14 protein-coding genes are annotated in these 14833 nt (G+C 71.2%); 1 reads left to right on the forward strand and 13 read right to left on the reverse strand.

Annotated features, from left to right (window positions below; genetic code table 11):
* Positions 1 to 11: 11 nt before the first annotated feature.
* Positions 12 to 584, reverse strand: a complete 573-nt coding sequence (locus ABZX10_RS09265; RefSeq protein ID WP_355537693.1) for an ester cyclase — start codon at positions 582 to 584, stop codon at positions 12 to 14.
* 63 nt (positions 585 to 647) lie between these two features.
* Between ABZX10_RS09265 and ABZX10_RS09270 the strand changes: the two genes are divergently transcribed.
* Positions 648 to 1325: a TetR family transcriptional regulator gene (locus ABZX10_RS09270; protein ID WP_355537696.1), complete on the forward strand. Its 678-nt coding sequence runs from the start codon at positions 648 to 650 to the stop codon at positions 1323 to 1325.
* Between the two features lie 9 nt (positions 1326 to 1334).
* On the opposite strand, the gene ABZX10_RS09275 is transcribed toward ABZX10_RS09270, so the two are convergent.
* From ABZX10_RS09275 to ABZX10_RS09330, 12 genes are all read right to left on the reverse strand, one after another.
* Positions 1335 to 3326: a primosomal protein N' gene (locus ABZX10_RS09275; RefSeq protein ID WP_355537699.1), complete on the reverse strand. Its 1992-nt coding sequence runs from the start codon at positions 3324 to 3326 to the stop codon at positions 1335 to 1337.
* 14 nt (positions 3327 to 3340) lie between these two features.
* Complete coding sequence (metK, locus tag ABZX10_RS09280) at positions 3341 to 4564, reverse strand: methionine adenosyltransferase (protein ID WP_355537702.1); 1224 nt, start codon at positions 4562 to 4564, stop codon at positions 3341 to 3343.
* A gap of 43 nt (positions 4565 to 4607) precedes the next feature.
* On the reverse strand, positions 4608 to 5846 hold the full coding sequence (gene coaBC, locus ABZX10_RS09285; protein ID WP_355537705.1) for a bifunctional phosphopantothenoylcysteine decarboxylase/phosphopantothenate--cysteine ligase CoaBC: 1239 nt from the start codon (positions 5844 to 5846) through the stop codon (positions 4608 to 4610).
* Positions 5847 to 5858: 12 nt separating this feature from the next.
* Positions 5859 to 6131 carry a DNA-directed RNA polymerase subunit omega gene (gene rpoZ / locus ABZX10_RS09290; protein ID WP_068520856.1) on the reverse strand — a complete coding sequence of 91 codons (273 nt, stop codon included), beginning with the start codon at positions 6129 to 6131 and terminating at the stop codon, positions 5859 to 5861.
* A gap of 48 nt (positions 6132 to 6179) precedes the next feature.
* Complete coding sequence (gene gmk / locus ABZX10_RS09295) at positions 6180 to 6776, reverse strand: guanylate kinase (RefSeq protein ID WP_355537710.1); 597 nt, start codon at positions 6774 to 6776, stop codon at positions 6180 to 6182.
* Positions 6777 to 6783: 7 nt separating this feature from the next.
* Positions 6784 to 7098, reverse strand: a complete 315-nt coding sequence (gene mihF / locus ABZX10_RS09300) for an integration host factor, actinobacterial type (RefSeq protein WP_068569137.1) — start codon at positions 7096 to 7098, stop codon at positions 6784 to 6786.
* Between the two features lie 315 nt (positions 7099 to 7413).
* Positions 7414 to 8625 carry a cation:proton antiporter gene (locus tag ABZX10_RS09305; protein ID WP_355537714.1) on the reverse strand — a complete coding sequence of 404 codons (1212 nt, stop codon included), beginning with the start codon at positions 8623 to 8625 and terminating at the stop codon, positions 7414 to 7416.
* Complete coding sequence (locus ABZX10_RS09310) at positions 8622 to 9104, reverse strand: cation:proton antiporter regulatory subunit (RefSeq protein WP_355537717.1); 483 nt, start codon at positions 9102 to 9104, stop codon at positions 8622 to 8624. Before ABZX10_RS09310 ends, ABZX10_RS09305 begins: the two co-directional genes overlap by 4 nt.
* A gap of 24 nt (positions 9105 to 9128) precedes the next feature.
* Positions 9129 to 9923, reverse strand: a complete 795-nt coding sequence (pyrF, locus tag ABZX10_RS09315) for an orotidine-5'-phosphate decarboxylase (RefSeq protein ID WP_355537719.1) — start codon at positions 9921 to 9923, stop codon at positions 9129 to 9131.
* A complete protein-coding gene (gene carB, locus ABZX10_RS09320; protein WP_355537722.1) occupies positions 9920 to 13249 on the reverse strand; it encodes a carbamoyl-phosphate synthase large subunit in 3330 nt (1109 codons plus the stop codon). Before carB ends, pyrF begins: the two co-directional genes overlap by 4 nt.
* On the reverse strand, positions 13249 to 14385 hold the full coding sequence (carA, locus tag ABZX10_RS09325) for a glutamine-hydrolyzing carbamoyl-phosphate synthase small subunit (protein WP_355537725.1): 1137 nt from the start codon (positions 14383 to 14385) through the stop codon (positions 13249 to 13251). The genes carB and carA overlap by 1 nt, the downstream gene beginning before the upstream one ends.
* Entirely contained in the window at positions 14382 to 14810 is a 429-nt protein-coding gene (locus ABZX10_RS09330; RefSeq protein WP_355538217.1) for a transporter, read from the reverse strand. Before ABZX10_RS09330 ends, carA begins: the two co-directional genes overlap by 4 nt.
* Between the last annotated feature and the right edge of the window lie 23 nt (positions 14811 to 14833).

The following is a 14833-nucleotide window of genomic DNA, read 5'->3' on the forward strand; positions in this document are numbered from 1 at the left end:
GCTAGTGCGCGTCATCCGTCGAGCGTAGGCGGCCTGGTCCGGACCAGCCGGGGATCCGGCTCGCCGCGGGACATGCGCAGAGCCCCGAACAGCACCCTGCCGAGCGTGATCAGGCCCGACGGTGTCCGCAGGTTCAGCCCGGCGATCAGCTGCCGGAGGATCGTCAGCTGATCGAAGTAGATCCGCTCGGCAACGAGGTTCTCCTGCTCGTCGAACACGAAGTACGCGGTCATCCGCGTGCGGTGCCGAGCGCCGGTGGGCGGGATCGCGCCGAGCGGCCCGCGCTGGGTGCCGAGCAGCCAGAACTCGACGATGACCGCGTCCACGCTGTGCCGCAGCGCGATCAGCTCGTGGTCCTGGTCGGGGAACGCGATGCGGGTGTCGGCGTAGTAGTCCCGCACCTCCGCGTCACCGTCGTGCACCGTCATCTGGGCGACGAGCTCGTAGTGCGGATGCGGGAACGTCGACAGCGTGGCGTCCCAGTCCTGGCGCACCTCGTCGTGGAAGTGGTCGAGCACGAGCTTCTCGCGGGCACGGAGGACGGACGCGGGCGGCATCACGAAGCGGGAGCTGTGGGCGATCATGCTCGCCATTTTACCCACACAGTGGGTTAAATAGATATGGCAAACATGGGGGATGATGTCCTCATGAGCAGTCCGCCGCCTCCCCGTCGCGGGCGCCCCGCCCTGGGCGCGCCGCGGCTCAGTCGCGCCGCCGTCGTCGACGCCGCGCTCGCACTCATCGACGAGCACGGCGTCGCGGAGGTCGGGATGCGATCGATCGCCCGACACCTGTCCGTCGACCCGAAGAGCCTGTACAACCACGTCCGCGACAAGGAGGACCTGCTCGACGCCGTCGCCGAGCACATCCTCAGCTCGATCGTCGTGCACGTACCCACCGGCGACCTCCGCGCCGATCTCGCGGGCGTGGCGCTCGCCTTCCGCACCGCCGCGCAGGCACACCCCAGGGCCGCGACACTCGTGCTCACGCGGCAGGTGCAGTCGGTGGCGGCCCTCGCGCCCACCCAGTCGATCCTCGAGGTGCTCCTCGCGGCGGGCTTCGACCCCGCCGAGGCGGTGCACCTGATGCGGGCGCAGCTGGCCGCGCTGATCGGCACCCTGCTCCGCGAGTTCGAGGCGGCGCCCACGTTCGGCATGACCGACGCCGAGGCCATCGAGCGGCGCCGGGCCGGGCTGGCCGCGTGCGGCCTGCCGGCCGTGGAGTCCGTGGCCGCCGACCTCGCACGATTCGACGCGGACGCCGAGTTCGAGTACATGATCGGCCTGTCGATCAGCGCCGTCGAGGCGAGGCTGCCGCGACGCTGACGCGCCCGTCTATCCGATCCGCAGCGGATCGATCTGGATCCGCACGGGATCCCCCTCACGGCGCAGGCTCCGACCCACCTGGGCCAGGAACAGTGCCCGCGCCAGGGCCCGGCCGTCGCGCCGCGCCACCCGGACCAGGAGCCGTTGCGGCGGCGGGCCGTCGTCGGGCGCGCCCGGGACCCGCACGCCGGGCGGCAGGTCGACGGGGCCGAGCACCTCGGCACCGTCGGGCAGCGCGGCCGCCTCGGCGAGGGCGAGGACGTCGGCCTCAGCACCGTCGAGCGCCGCGAGGTGCGTGGCGGGCGGGAAACCCACCTCGGCCCGCTCGGCGAGCTCGGACGCGGCGAAACCCGCCGCGTCCCACCGGATCAGCGCCTGCACGGCGGGGATACCCGCGTCCGCGCCGCACACCACCGTGCCGTCCGCGGCGACCAGCGCCGTGGCGTTCATCCATCGGCGCAACGTCTCCTCCCCCGCCCGCAGGTCGGCCCGGCCCAGCAGCAGCCAGCCGTCGAGCAGGAGCGCCGCCCCGTAGCCGCCCTCCACCACGGGCTCGGCGCCCGGCGTGGCCACCACGATCCGACGGTCCGCCGTCGTCTCGGTCAGCACGGACTCCCCGCCCGAGGTCGTCACGACCACGCCCGGGAACGCGCGCCCGAGTTCATCGGCCGTCCGCATCGCACCCACGATCACCGCCCGCATCGTGGTCCCGCCGCACGCCGGGCACCGGTACGCGGCGTCGGCCTGCGCGCACCATCGGCAGCGGAGCGCCCCGCCGGACGCCTGCTCGAGCGGGCCGTGGCACCGTCGGCACCGCGCGGGCGTCCGGCACCGATCGCAGGACAGCGCGGGCGCGTAGCCCCGACGGGGTACCTGGACCAGCACTGGACTGCCCGCGTCCAGCGCCGCTCGCGCCGCGGCGAACGCGGCCGCGGGCAATCGCGCGGAGCGCGCCAGCGGATCGCGCGCGAGCGCCGTGTCGGAGTCCGCCACGCCCACGATCCGCGGCGAGCGCTGCCGCACCAGCTCGCGCGGCGCCGTGATCTCCGCGGCCCACCCCGCGTCCACCAGGGCCTGCGACTCCGGGGTCCGGGCGAAACCGCCGATCACGAGCGCCGCGTTCTCCTGGTGGGCACGCAGCGCGAGCACCTCGCGGGTGTGCGGATAGGGCGCGCGGGGCTCGACCAGCGACTCATCCCCGTCGTCCCACAGCGCAATGAGGCCCAGGTCGGGCAGGGGTGCGAAGGCTGCGCTGCGCGTGCCGATCACCACCCGGGCGCGGCCGAGCCGCGCGAGGAGCCAGCGCCGGTACCGCGCCGACGGCCCGAGCCCCGCCGCCAGCACCGCGGGATCCAGCTGGGCACACGCCGCCGCCAGACGGTCGAGGTCCGCCTGATCCGGGACGATGAGCAGGGCCGTGCGGCCGGCGGCCACGACGGTGGCCGTGAGTTCGGCGAGCCGCGCCGCCCAGTCCTCACCGGGCAACGCCTGCCAGATCGCACGCGGCGATCGGCCGCCGACCGCCGCCGCGGCGAACTGCACGCCGTGGGTGTACTCGGCGAGCGCACCGTCCGGCGCCACGACCGACGCGGGCCCGGCGGCCTCCTGCTCCAGGAGCGCTTTCTCGACGCGGGCGTGCCGAGGCGGGATCGCGAGCCGGAGCACGTCGGCGCGGGTCCCCGCGTAGCGTGCGGCGACCTCGGTGACCAGCCGCAGCACCGGCGGCGTCAGCACCGGCAGCGGTGAGACGACCCGGACCAGCGGGGCGAGCCTGCCCTCGTGCTCGGTGCGTGGGAGCCGCTCGAGCAGATAGCCGTCGACCAGTCGGCCGGAGAAGCGGACGCGGACCCGGACGCCCGGCTGCGCGGTCGCAGCCAGCTCGGGCGGGACCAGATAGTCGAACTCCCGATCGAGGTGACTGACCTGCAGGAGAGGAAGCACCCGGGCGATCGGGAGTTCGACGGCGGCCTGGGCCGCCTCGGCGGGACCGGGTCCGCTCACGCCGGTGGGCTCTGTCAGAGGCCCGCCGCGGTGCGCAACGCGTCCACCCGGTCGGTGTGCTCCCACGGCAGATCGATATCGGTGCGACCGAAGTGGCCGTACGCCGCCGTCGGCGCGTAGATCGGGCGCATCAGGTCCAGCTCGTTGATGATCGCGCGCGGGCGCAGGTCGAACACCTCGGTGATCGCCTGCTGGATCTTCGCCGGGTCGATCTTCTCGGTGCCGAAGGTCTCCACGAACAGCCCGACCGGGGCCGCCTTGCCGATGGCGTACGCGACCTGGACCTCGATCCGCTCCGCGAGCTCCGCCGCGACGGCGTTCTTCGCCACCCACCGCATCGCGTACGCGGCCGACCGGTCCACCTTCGACGGATCCTTGCCGGAGAACGCGCCGCCACCGTGACGGGCCATGCCGCCGTAGGTGTCGACGATGATCTTGCGTCCGGTCAGGCCCGCATCGCCCATCGGGCCGCCGAGCACGAACTTGCCGGTGGGGTTCACCAGCAGCCGCACGTCCGAGGTGTCCAGGCTCGGCAGGTTCAGCTCGGCGATCACCGAGTCGAGCACGTGGCTGCGCAGGTCCGGGGTCAGCATCGCGTCGATGTCGATGTCGGCCGCGTGCTGGCTGGAGATGACGACGGTGTCGAGCCGCACCGGCTGCTCGCCGGCGTACTCGATGGTGACCTGGGTCTTGCCGTCGGGCCGCAGGTAGGGAAGCGTGCCGTTCTTGCGGACCTCCGTGAGCCGACGCGAGAGGCGGTGCGCCAGCGAGATCGGAAGCGGCATCAGCTCGGGCGTGTCCGAGCACGCGTAGCCGAACATCAGGCCCTGATCGCCCGCGCCCTGCGCGTCGATCTCGTCCACGGCGCCGTCGACGCGGTGCTCGTAGGCGCGGTCCACGCCCTGCGCGATCTCGGGGCTCTGCGCCCCGATGGCGATGTTCACGCCGCAGGAGTTGCCGTCGAAGCCCTTGGCCGAGCTGTCGTACCCGATCTCCAGCACCTTGTCGCGCACGATGTGCGGGATGTCCGCGTACGCCGACGTGGTGACCTCACCCGCGACGTGCACCTGACCCGTGGTGACCAGCGTCTCGACGGCGACGCGCGACGCCGGGTCCTCCGCGAGCAGCGCGTCGAGGATCGAGTCCGAGATCGCGTCACAGATCTTGTCCGGGTGCCCCTCGGTGACCGACTCGCTGGTGAACAGGCGATGGGCGGAATTGGCGAATCCGGAAGCCACTGTCGAAGGTCCTCTCGATGGAGTTTGCGATGTCAGAAGAAATCTAGTGGGCGGAGCCCAGCCGGGCGGACGCCGCGTCCAGTATGCGCGCCGCCATGGCGGACTTCGATCCGAGCGGTAGCGCGCTCTCGCCGCCGTCCGCCCCCAGCAACCAGCCGGAGTTCTCGTCGACCTCGAAGGCACGGCCGTCGCCCACCGCGTTGAGGACCAGGAGGTCGCATCCCTTGCGCTGCAGCTTGGCCCGGCCGTAGTCCAGGACCGTGCCGCCGGCGTCGCCCGTCTCGGCCGCGAATCCGACGATGACCGCGTCGGCCCGCAACCCGCCGTCACGCCGAGCGGCGACCAGGCCGGCGAGCACGTCCGGGTTTTCGACCATCGTGATCGATTCGAGCGCCACGCTCGTGCCGTCGGCGCCCTTCTTGAGCTTGGTGGTGGCGACCTCCGCGGGGCGGTAGTCCGCGACCGCGGCGGCCATGATCACGAGATCGGCCGCGGCGGCGTGCTCGGCCATCGCGGATTGCAGGTCGAGTGCGGAGGCGATGCGCACCACCTCGACCGCGGGCGGATCCGCCAGGCCGACGGTGTTGCCCGCGACGAGGACGACACGGGCGCCGCGCTGCGCCGCGAGCCGGGCCAGCGCATAGCCCTGCTTGCCCGAGCTGCGATTGGTGAGGTAGCGAACCGGGTCGAGCGCCTCCTTGGTGCCGCCGGCGGACACGACGACCGTACGCCCCTCGAGGTCCCGGTTCAGCGCGCCCGGATGCTCCAGCAGGACGTCCGCGAGCGCACCGATCTCGTCGGGCTCGGGCAGCCGTCCCGCTCCCGTGTCCTTGCCGGTCAGCCGGCCGGACGCGGGCTCGATGACGACGGCGCCCCGCTCCCGCAGGGTCGCGACGTTGGCGCGGGTGGCGGGGTGCTCCCACATCTCGGTGTGCATCGCCGGGGCGAACACGACCGGGCACCGCGCGGTGAGCAGGGTGCCGGTGAGCAGGTCGTCGGCCCGGCCCTGCGCGGCGCGCGCCATCAGGTCGGCGGTGGCCGGCGCGATCACGACGAGGTCGGCCTGCTGACCGAGGCGCACGTGCGGGACGTCGGGGACCGACTCGAAGACCGACGTCTGCACCGGGTTCCCGGACAGCGCCTCGAACGTGGCGGCGCCCACGAACTTGAGCGCGGACTCGGTGGGGATGACCCGCACCTCGTGCCCGCGCTCCGTGAAGTGCCGGACCACTGCGCACGCCTTGTAGGCGGCGATGCCGCCGCCGACGCCGACGATGATCATGTCGCTGTTAGCTCACTCGCCCTCGGTGTGCTCCAGGAGATCCTCGTGGATCTCGCGCATCGCGATCGACAGCGGCTTCTCGTGCAGGCCGGGCTCGACGAGCGGGCCGACGTACTCGAGGATGCCGTCCGAGAGGCTGTTGTAGTAGTCGTTGATCTGACGCGCGCGCTTGGCCGCGTAGATCACCAGGGCGTACTTCGAGGAGGTGCGCTCGAGCAGCTCGTCGATCGGCGGGTTGGTGATGCCGAGCGGCTGGTCGTACACGGTCTCAGTGGTGGTGCTCACGCGTCTCCTACGTTACGGATCTTCACGAAATTCGCTTCTCCGGCCAGTCTACGCTCGGGGCGATTCGGGGCCGACCAGTAAGGATACCAAGTCACCCACCGCGCGGTCCAAGTCGTCGTTGACGACGACGGCGTCGTAGTCGTCGCGGGTGGCCATCTCGGCCCTCGCGGTCTCGAGCCGGCGCGCGATCTTCTCCGGGCTCTCGGTGCCCCGTCCGCGCAGCCGGCGCTCCAGCTCGTCCCAACTGGGGGGGCTCAGGAACACCGTTAGCGCCTCGGGCAACGCCGCCTTCACGCTGGCGGCACCCGCGAGGTCGACCTCGACGAGGACGGGGCGTCCGGCGTCGAGCGCCTCGTACACGGGCCGTGCGGGCGTGCCCGACCGCTGCAGGCCGCCGTGGATCTCCGCCCACTCGAGCAGGTCGCCGTCCGCGATCAGACGGTCGAAGCCGCGATCGCCGACGAAGTGGTAGTCCCGGCCGTCCACCTCACCGGGGCGCGGATCGCGCGTGGTGGCGGACACCGAGAAGAACAGGTCGGGCACCTCGCTGCGGAGCCTGCCGACCACCGATGACTTACCGACGGCGGAGGGGCCGACCAGTACAACCAGTCGGCCCCTCCGGCCTGCGGGAACTACTCCGGACACTGATGTGTCAGGCGGAGAACTTCTCGAGCAGCGCCTTGCGCTGCCGGTCGCCCAGACCGCGCACGCGGCGCGTGGGGGCGATCTCCAGCTCGGTCATCAGCTCCTGTGCCTTGACCTTGCCCACCTTGGGCAGGGCCTCGAGCAGGGCCGAGACCTTCATCTTGCCGATGACCTCGTCGGCCTCCGCGTCCTTCAGCACCTGCTGCAGGGTGGTGGTGCCACTCTTGAGCCGGTTCTTCAGCTCAGCGCGGGCACGGCGAGCGGCAGCTGCCTTCTCCAGAGCAGCGGCACGCTGCTCGTCGGTCAACTGGGGAAGGGCCACGATTCCTCCGTCTTCGATGTACGTACGTCTTTGCCGCGTACTTGCGACTCCTGCGACGGTACCCACGTTTCGCTCGCCATGGGAACCCCACCCCCCTCTCACCTGCGGTTTGGCGGTGATGTAGGCGATACTCGCCGACGGCGGCGAGGTCACCGTCCGATCACCAGTGTTGCAATCGAGAATCGTTGCCCCACAATGCTTTCAGATCGGTAGGACCGTACCGACCGCAATTTTTCGATGTGACGGGTGAAACTCATGTGACCTGCGAAAATACCTGCGGATCCCGGCGTGCCCGGGCGTGTCGGACGGTTCCGGTCACCCCGTCGACGATGCCGCGTCCGAGCGGACCCGCCGGACCGTCCGCTCGCCGAGCCGCACGACGGGTTCGACCACCCGAGCGATGATCGGTCCCAGCACCGCCATGATCAGCACATAGGTGGTCGCGAGGGCCGCCAGCCGCCCGTCGACGGCACCCGCGGAGACGGCCAAGCCGGCGATGACGATCGAGAACTCGCCGCGGGCGACGAGTGCGGCACCCGCGCGCGCCCGACCCAGGCGCCGGACGCCGATGCGGCCGGCGGCCCACCACCCGGTGGCGATCTTCGTCACGGTGGTGACCGCCGCGAGCAGCACGGCCCACCCCAGCACGGGCGGGATCGACCGCGGATCGGTGTTCAGGCCGAAGACCACGAAGAAGAGCGCCGCGAACAGGTCCCGCAGCGGCTCCAGCAGCCGCGTCGCCTCGTGCGCGATCGAGCCCGAGATCGCGATGCCGAGGAGGAACGCCCCCACAGCGGCGGAGACCTGCAGCGCGGACGCGACACCGGCCACCAGGAGCGCCGCGCCGATCAACCCCAGGAGGAAGACCTCGCGGTCCTCGCTGTAGACCAGCGCGGACACCCGGTGTCCGTAGCGCACCGCCGAGATCAGCACGACCCCCACGACGACCACCGCGATCGTCACGGCCTCCACCTCACCCACGAGACCGAGGCCGGCCAGGATGGCCGTGAGGATGGGCAGGTACACCGCCATCGCCAGATCCTCGAACACGAGTACCGAGAGCACCACCGGCGTCTCGCGGTTGCCCAGCCGACCGAGGTCGCTGAGCACCTTGGCCGCGATGCCCGACGACGAGATGTAGGTGACGCCGGCCAGGACCAGCGCCCCGGTGGGCCCCCAGCCGAGCACGAGCGCGACGATCGCGCCGGGGGTCGCGTTGAGCACGATGTCCAGCACACCGGCCAGCCAGGACTGCCGCATCCCGGTGATCAGCTCGGCCGCGGTGTACTCCAGCCCCAACATGAGTAGCAGGAGGACCACGCCGATCTCGCCGGCGACGTGGCTGAAGTCGGAGGCCTCCCCCAACGGGATCACGCCGCCGACGCCGAAGGCGAGGCCGCCGATCAGGTACAGCGGGATGGGTGAGATCCCGAACCTGCTCGCGGCCCGGCCCAGGAACCCCAGGGCGAAGAAGATCGCACCGAGCTCGATCAGGGCGACCGTGTTCTCGTCGAGGTGGAGGGTCACCCGTTCGTCAGGATCTGCGCGGCGGCCTCGATGCCCTGCGTGGTTCCGACCACGACCAGGAGATCGCCCGCGGTGAACACGAACTCCGGCCCGGGCGAGGGCTGCACCTCACCGGCGCGCATCACCGCGACGAGCGAGACCTTCGTCCGCGTCCGCATCTGGGTCTCCCCCAGGGTCCGCCCGTCATAGGGCGAACCGGCGACGATCGGCAGCTGCCGGGTGTTGATGCCCTCGAGCTCGCGCTGCTCCGCACGCAGCTGATTGACCAACTGCGGCGCACCCAGGAGGTTGGCGAGCACGCTCGCCTCCTCGCCGGTCAGCGGGACCTGGGCCGCGCAGGCGTCGGGATCGTCCCGTTCCGACAGGAACAGCTCGACGGTGCCGTCCCGGTGCGCCACGACCCCCACCCTCCTGCCTGTGGTCAGTTCGAAGTCCTTACGCACTCCGATGCCCGGCAGCGGTGTCACATCGACGTTCACGGATCCGACCATAGACCCGATCGGTCAGGCCAGGGCGCGCTCCACCTCATCCCGCACGGACAGCGCCGCCGAGCGCAGCGCACCGGCATCGGGCCCGGCGGCGAGCACCTGTCGAGAGGAGTTGGGCAGCACCGTCGTTCCGGCGCCGAAGATCGCCGCCAGGTCCGCCGGGGTCGCACCCTGCGCGCCGAGGCCGGGCGCCAGGACCGGGCCGCCCAGGCCGTCCAGGTGCAGGCCGTGCTCGCGGGTGGCACCCACGACGAGCCCGACGGTGCCGGTCCCGTCCGCGTTGTCGGCCCGGGCATCGTCGACGATGCGCTGCGCGACACCGTCGGCCTGGACCTGCGCCCCCTCGGGGTTCGAGGTGCGGGCGAGGACGAAGACCCCGCGCCCGGCGGCGCGCGCCGCGTCGATCGCCGGCGCGAGCGAGCTGTAACCGAGGTACGGCGACAGGGTGACCGCGTCGGCCGCGAGCGGTGAGTCCTGCAGCCACGCGCGGGCGTACCCGGCCATGGTGGAACCGATGTCGCCGCGTTTGGCGTCCGCGATGACGACGGCGCCCGCCTCCCGGCAGGCAGCGATGACCTCCTCCAGTGCGAGCATGCCGGCTGCGCCGAACTGCTCGAAGAAGGCGACCTGGGGCTTGACGAAGCCGACCTCGCCGGCGAAGGCCTCCGCGCACCGCAGGCCGAACGCGCGAACGCCGGCGGCGTCGTCGGACAGGCCCCACGCCGCCAGCAGCGGCGGGTGCGGGTCGATGCCGACGACGAGCCGCCCCCGGTCGGCGGCAGCGGCGGCGACCCGCTGCGCGAAGGTCACAGGTTCACCAGGGCCGCGTGCATGTCCTGCAGGCTCTTGACGCCGATCCCCCCGCGCAGGGCGGCCTCGATGCCCTGGACCGCCGCGGAGGCGCCCTGCACCGTGGTCACGCACGGGACCGACGCCTGGACGGCGGCGGTGCGGATCTCGTAGCCGTCCACGCGCGGTCCGGCGTTGCCGTAGGGCGTGTTGATGATCAGGCCGATCTCGCCCGCCTTGATCTTCTCGACGATGGACTGCTCGCCCTCGGGAATCACGTCGGAGTGCTTGAGCACCGTCTCCGCCCGGACGCCGTTGCGGCGCAGCACGTCCGCGGTGCCCTCGGTGGCGACGATCGTGAAGCCCAGATCGGCCAGCCGCTTGACCGGGAAGATCAGCGAGCGCTTGTCCTTGTTCGCGACCGAGACGAAGACCTTGCCGGTGGCGGGCAGCGAGCCGCTGATCGCGGTCTGCGACTTGGCGAAGGCCGTACCGAAGTCCCGGTCCACGCCCATCACCTCGCCGGTGGACTTCATCTCGGGCGAGAGCAGCGAGTCGACGCCGGTGCCGTCCGCGCGGCGGAACCGGTTGAACGGCAGCACGGCCTCCTTGACCGAGACCGGCGCGTCGATCGGCATCTGCGAGCCGTCGCCCTGCGCGGGCAGGATCTGCTGCTCGCGCAGCTCGGCGATCGTCTGCCCCAGCATGACCCGCGCGCAGGCCTTGGCCAGCTGCACCGCCGTGGCCTTCGAGACGAAGGGCACGGTGCGGGAGGCCCGCGGGTTCGCCTCGAGCACGTAGAGCACGTCGTCCTTGAGCGCGTACTGGACGTTCATCAGGCCGTGCACACCGATACCGCGGGCGAGCGCCTCGGTGGCGGTGCGCACCGCGTCGATATCGGCGCGGCCCAGCGTGGTGGGCGGCAGCGAGCACGCCGAGTCGCCGGAGTGGATGCCCGCCTCCTCGATGTGCTCCATGATGCCGCCGATGAAGACCTCGCCGGTGGCATCGCACAGGGCGTCGACGTCGATCTCCACCGCGTCCTCGAGGAACCGATCCACCAGGACGGGCCGGTCGGGCGCGAGTTCGGTTGCGCGCGAGATGTAATCGAGCAGCGCCTGCTCGTCGTAGACGATCTCCATGCCGCGACCACCGAGCACGTACGAGGGGCGCACGAGCACCGGGTAACCGATGCCGGACGCGACCTCGCGGGCACCGTCGGCGGTGGTGGCGGTGCCGAACTTGGGCGCCGGGAGGCCCGCCTCGGTGAGGACGCGGCCGAACTCGCCGCGGTCCTCGGCGAGATCGATGGCCTCGGGCGAGGTACCGACGATGGGCAGGCCCGCGGCCTTGAGGCGTGCGGCGAGGCCGAGCGGGGTCTGGCCGCCGAGCTGCACGATGACGCCGACGACGCCCGGGCCGCCCTCGCCGGAGCGCTGCTCCGAGTGGTAGACCTCGAGCACGTCCTCGAAGGTCAGCGGCTCGAAGTAGAGCCGGTCGGCCGTGTCGTAGTCGGTGGAGACCGTCTCGGGGTTGCAGTTGATCATCACGGTCTCGTAGCCGGCCTCGCTCAGCGTGAGCGCGGCGTGGACGCACGAGTAGTCGAACTCGATGCCCTGGCCGATGCGGTTGGGGCCCGAGCCGAGGATGAGCACCTTGGGCCGCTCGGTCTGCGGCGCGACCTCGCTGGTGGCCGACGGGTCGAGCTCGTAGCTGCTGTAGTGGTACGGGGTCTTCGCCTCGAACTCGGCGGCACAGGTGTCGACGGTCTTGTAGACCGGCCGCACGCCGTGCTCGTGCCGGTAGGCGCGGATCTCGTCCTCGCTCACGCCCCGGAGCTCGGCGATCTGCAGGTCGGAGAAGCCGTGGGTCTTGGCCAGCCGCACCAGGTCCGGCGTCAGGTCCGCGTCGCGGACCTGCGTGCCGAGGTCGATGACGGCCTTGATCTCCTCGAGGAACCAGGGGTCGATCGCGGTGGCGGCGAAGACCTGCTCCACGGTGGCTCCCAGCTCGAAGGCCCGGCCGATCAGGTAGAACCGGCCGTCCTTGGGGACCGTGATCTCCTGCAGCAGCTCCTCGAGCGTGCCCTCGACCGGCGCGCCCGTCCAGAATCCCTGTCGCTTGGTCTCCAACGAGCGCATCACCTTGCCGAAGGCCTCGGCGAAGCTGCGGCCCAGGCTCATCGCCTCGCCCACCGACTTCATCGTGGTGGTGAGCGTGTCGTCGGCGCCGGGGAACTTCTCGAAGGCGAACCGCGGCGCCTTGACCACGACGTAGTCGAGCGTCGGCTCGAAGCACGCCGGGGTCTCGCCGGTGATGTCGTTGAGGATCTCGTCCAGCGTGTAGCCCACGGCGAGCTTCGCGGCGATCTTGGCGATCGGGAAGCCGGTGGCCTTGGACGCCAGCGCCGAGGAGCGCGAGACGCGGGGGTTCATCTCGATGGTGACCAGCCGGCCGTCGCGCGGGTCCTGCGCGAACTGGATGTTGCAGCCGCCGGTGTCGACGCCGACCTCGCGGAGGATGGCGATCGACTGGTCGCGCATGATCTGGTACTCGCGGTCGGTGAGCGTCATCGCCGGCGCGACGGTGACCGAGTCACCGGTGTGGACGCCGACGGGGTCGACGTTCTCGATGGAGCAGACGACCACCACGTTGTCACGGCCGTCGCGCATGAGCTCGAGCTCGTACTCCTTCCAGCCGAGGATCGACTCCTCGATGAGCACGTTCGCCGTCGGCGAAGCCGCGAGGCCCGCGCCGGCGATGCGGAGCAGGTCGGCCTCGTCGTAGGCCATACCGGAGCCGAGGCCGCCCATGGTGAACGACGGGCGGACGACGACCGGATAGCCGAGGTCGGCCACCGTCTCCAGACACTCGTCGAGCGTGAAACAGACCTTGGAGCGGGCGGATTCACCGCCGATCTTGGCGACGATGTCCTTGAACTTCTGCCGGTCCTCACCGCGCTGGATGGCGTCGAAGTCGGCGCCGATGAGGCTGATGCCGTACTTGTCGAGGATGCCCTGCTCGTGCAGCCCGACGGCGGCGTTGAGCGCCGTCTGGCCGCCGAGGGTGGCGAGGACCGCGTCGATCGGGAATCCCTTGTCGCGCTCGGCGACGATGACCTTCTCGATGTACTCGGGGGTGATGGGCTCGATGTAGGTGGCGTCGGCGAACTCGGGGTCCGTCATGATCGTCGCCGGGTTCGAGTTCACCAGCGAGACGCGCAGGCCCTCGGCCCGCAGTACGCGGCACGCCTGGGTGCCGGAGTAGTCGAACTCACAGGCCTGGCCGATCACGATCGGCCCCGAGCCGATCACCAGGACGTGCTGGATGTCTGTGCGGCGCGGCATTACTTCTCTCCCGTGGTGCTCATGATGCTGGCGAACTTGTCGAAGAGGTAGGCGGCGTCGTGCGGGCCGGCCGCGGCCTCCGGGTGGTACTGCACGGAGAAGGCTCGGCCGTCGAGGAGCTCGACGCCCTCCACGACCCCGTCGTTGGCGCAGACGTGGCTGACGCGCCCGCGGCCGAACGGAGTTTCGAACTCGGCGCCGCGCTCCCCCTCGAGGGCGAAGCCGTGGTTCTGCGCGGTGATCGAGATCCGGCCGGTCGAGTCCTCGACCACCGGGATGTTGATGCCGCGATGGCCGAACTTCATCTTGTAGGTCTGCAGGCCGAAGGCGCGGCCCAACAGCTGGTTGCCCAGGCAGATGCCGAACAGCGGCAGGCCGGCGTCCAGCACGCCGCGGGTCAGCTCGACCTCGTGCTCCGCGGTCGCCGGATCGCCGGGGCCGTTGGAGAGGAAGAAGCCGTCCGGATTGAAGGAGCGCACCTCGTCGAGCGTGATGGTCGAGGGCACGACGTGCACCCGCATGCCGCGCTCGGCGAACATCCGCGGGGTGTTGGTCTTGATGCCGAGGTCCACGGCAACGACGGTGAAGCGGGCGTCACCGTCGGGCTCGATGGTGTAGGACTCCGTGGTCGAGACCTCGCCGATCAGGTTCTGTCCCTTCATCGACGGCTGCGCGCGCACCCGGTCGAGGAGTTCGGCCTCGGGCGCCAGCGCCTCCCCGGAGAAGACCCCGGCGCGCATGGAGCCGTGGTCGCGCAGGCGGCGCACCAGCGCGCGGGTATCGATGCCGGCGATGCCGACGACGCCCTGGTCCACCAGCTCACCCTCCAGGGTGCCGCTGGCGCGCCAGTTGCTCACGCGGCGGGTGGGATTGCGCACGGCGTAACCGGCGACCCAGATCTTGTCGCCGCGGGACTCGTCGTCCTCGTCGTTCCAGCCCGTGTTGCCGATCTGCGGGGCCGTGGCCACCACGATCTGCCGCGCGTACGACGGGTCGGTGAGCGTCTCCTGGTACCCGGTCATGGCCGTGCAGAAGACGGCCTCACCGAGGGTCTGGCCGACCGCGCCGAACTCCACACCGCGGTGGACGGTGCCGTCCTCCAGAACCAGTAGCGCGGTCGAAAGTTGAGCAGTCATTCCGTTTCCCTCTTGTCCATCAGTTTTCGATACGTCGTCTTGTCATCGGCACGGAACCCGGTGTCGACGACGGTGCCGGTGGGCAGCTCCCAGCGGAGGACCAGCAGGCCGTCGCCGGGCATGACCTTGCCCGCGAGCTTCGAGGCGCGGCGGACCTCGACGATGCGGTCGTCCGCGATCCACATCGGATTGCCGCGGCCGCGCTCCATCAGGTAGCCGTCGGCGTACCGGCTCAGGTTCACGGTGGCGCGGTACCCCCAGTCGCCCACCGCGACCCGGTCCTGCCAGTGCGGCGCGACGGTGCTGCCCACGTACACCCCCGACACCGGCCCGAAGACCAGGTCGCGCAGTTGCTCGGGGGTGGTCGGGATCTCACCGACCGCGGCTGCCTGACGCTGCCCGCGGCGGCGCCAGCCCAGCATCATCAGCGAGAACAGGACCGCGAGCA

Source organism: Tsukamurella sp. NPDC003166 (assembly GCF_040611135.1).
Taxonomy (GTDB): Bacteria; Actinomycetota; Actinomycetes; order Mycobacteriales; family Mycobacteriaceae; genus Tsukamurella.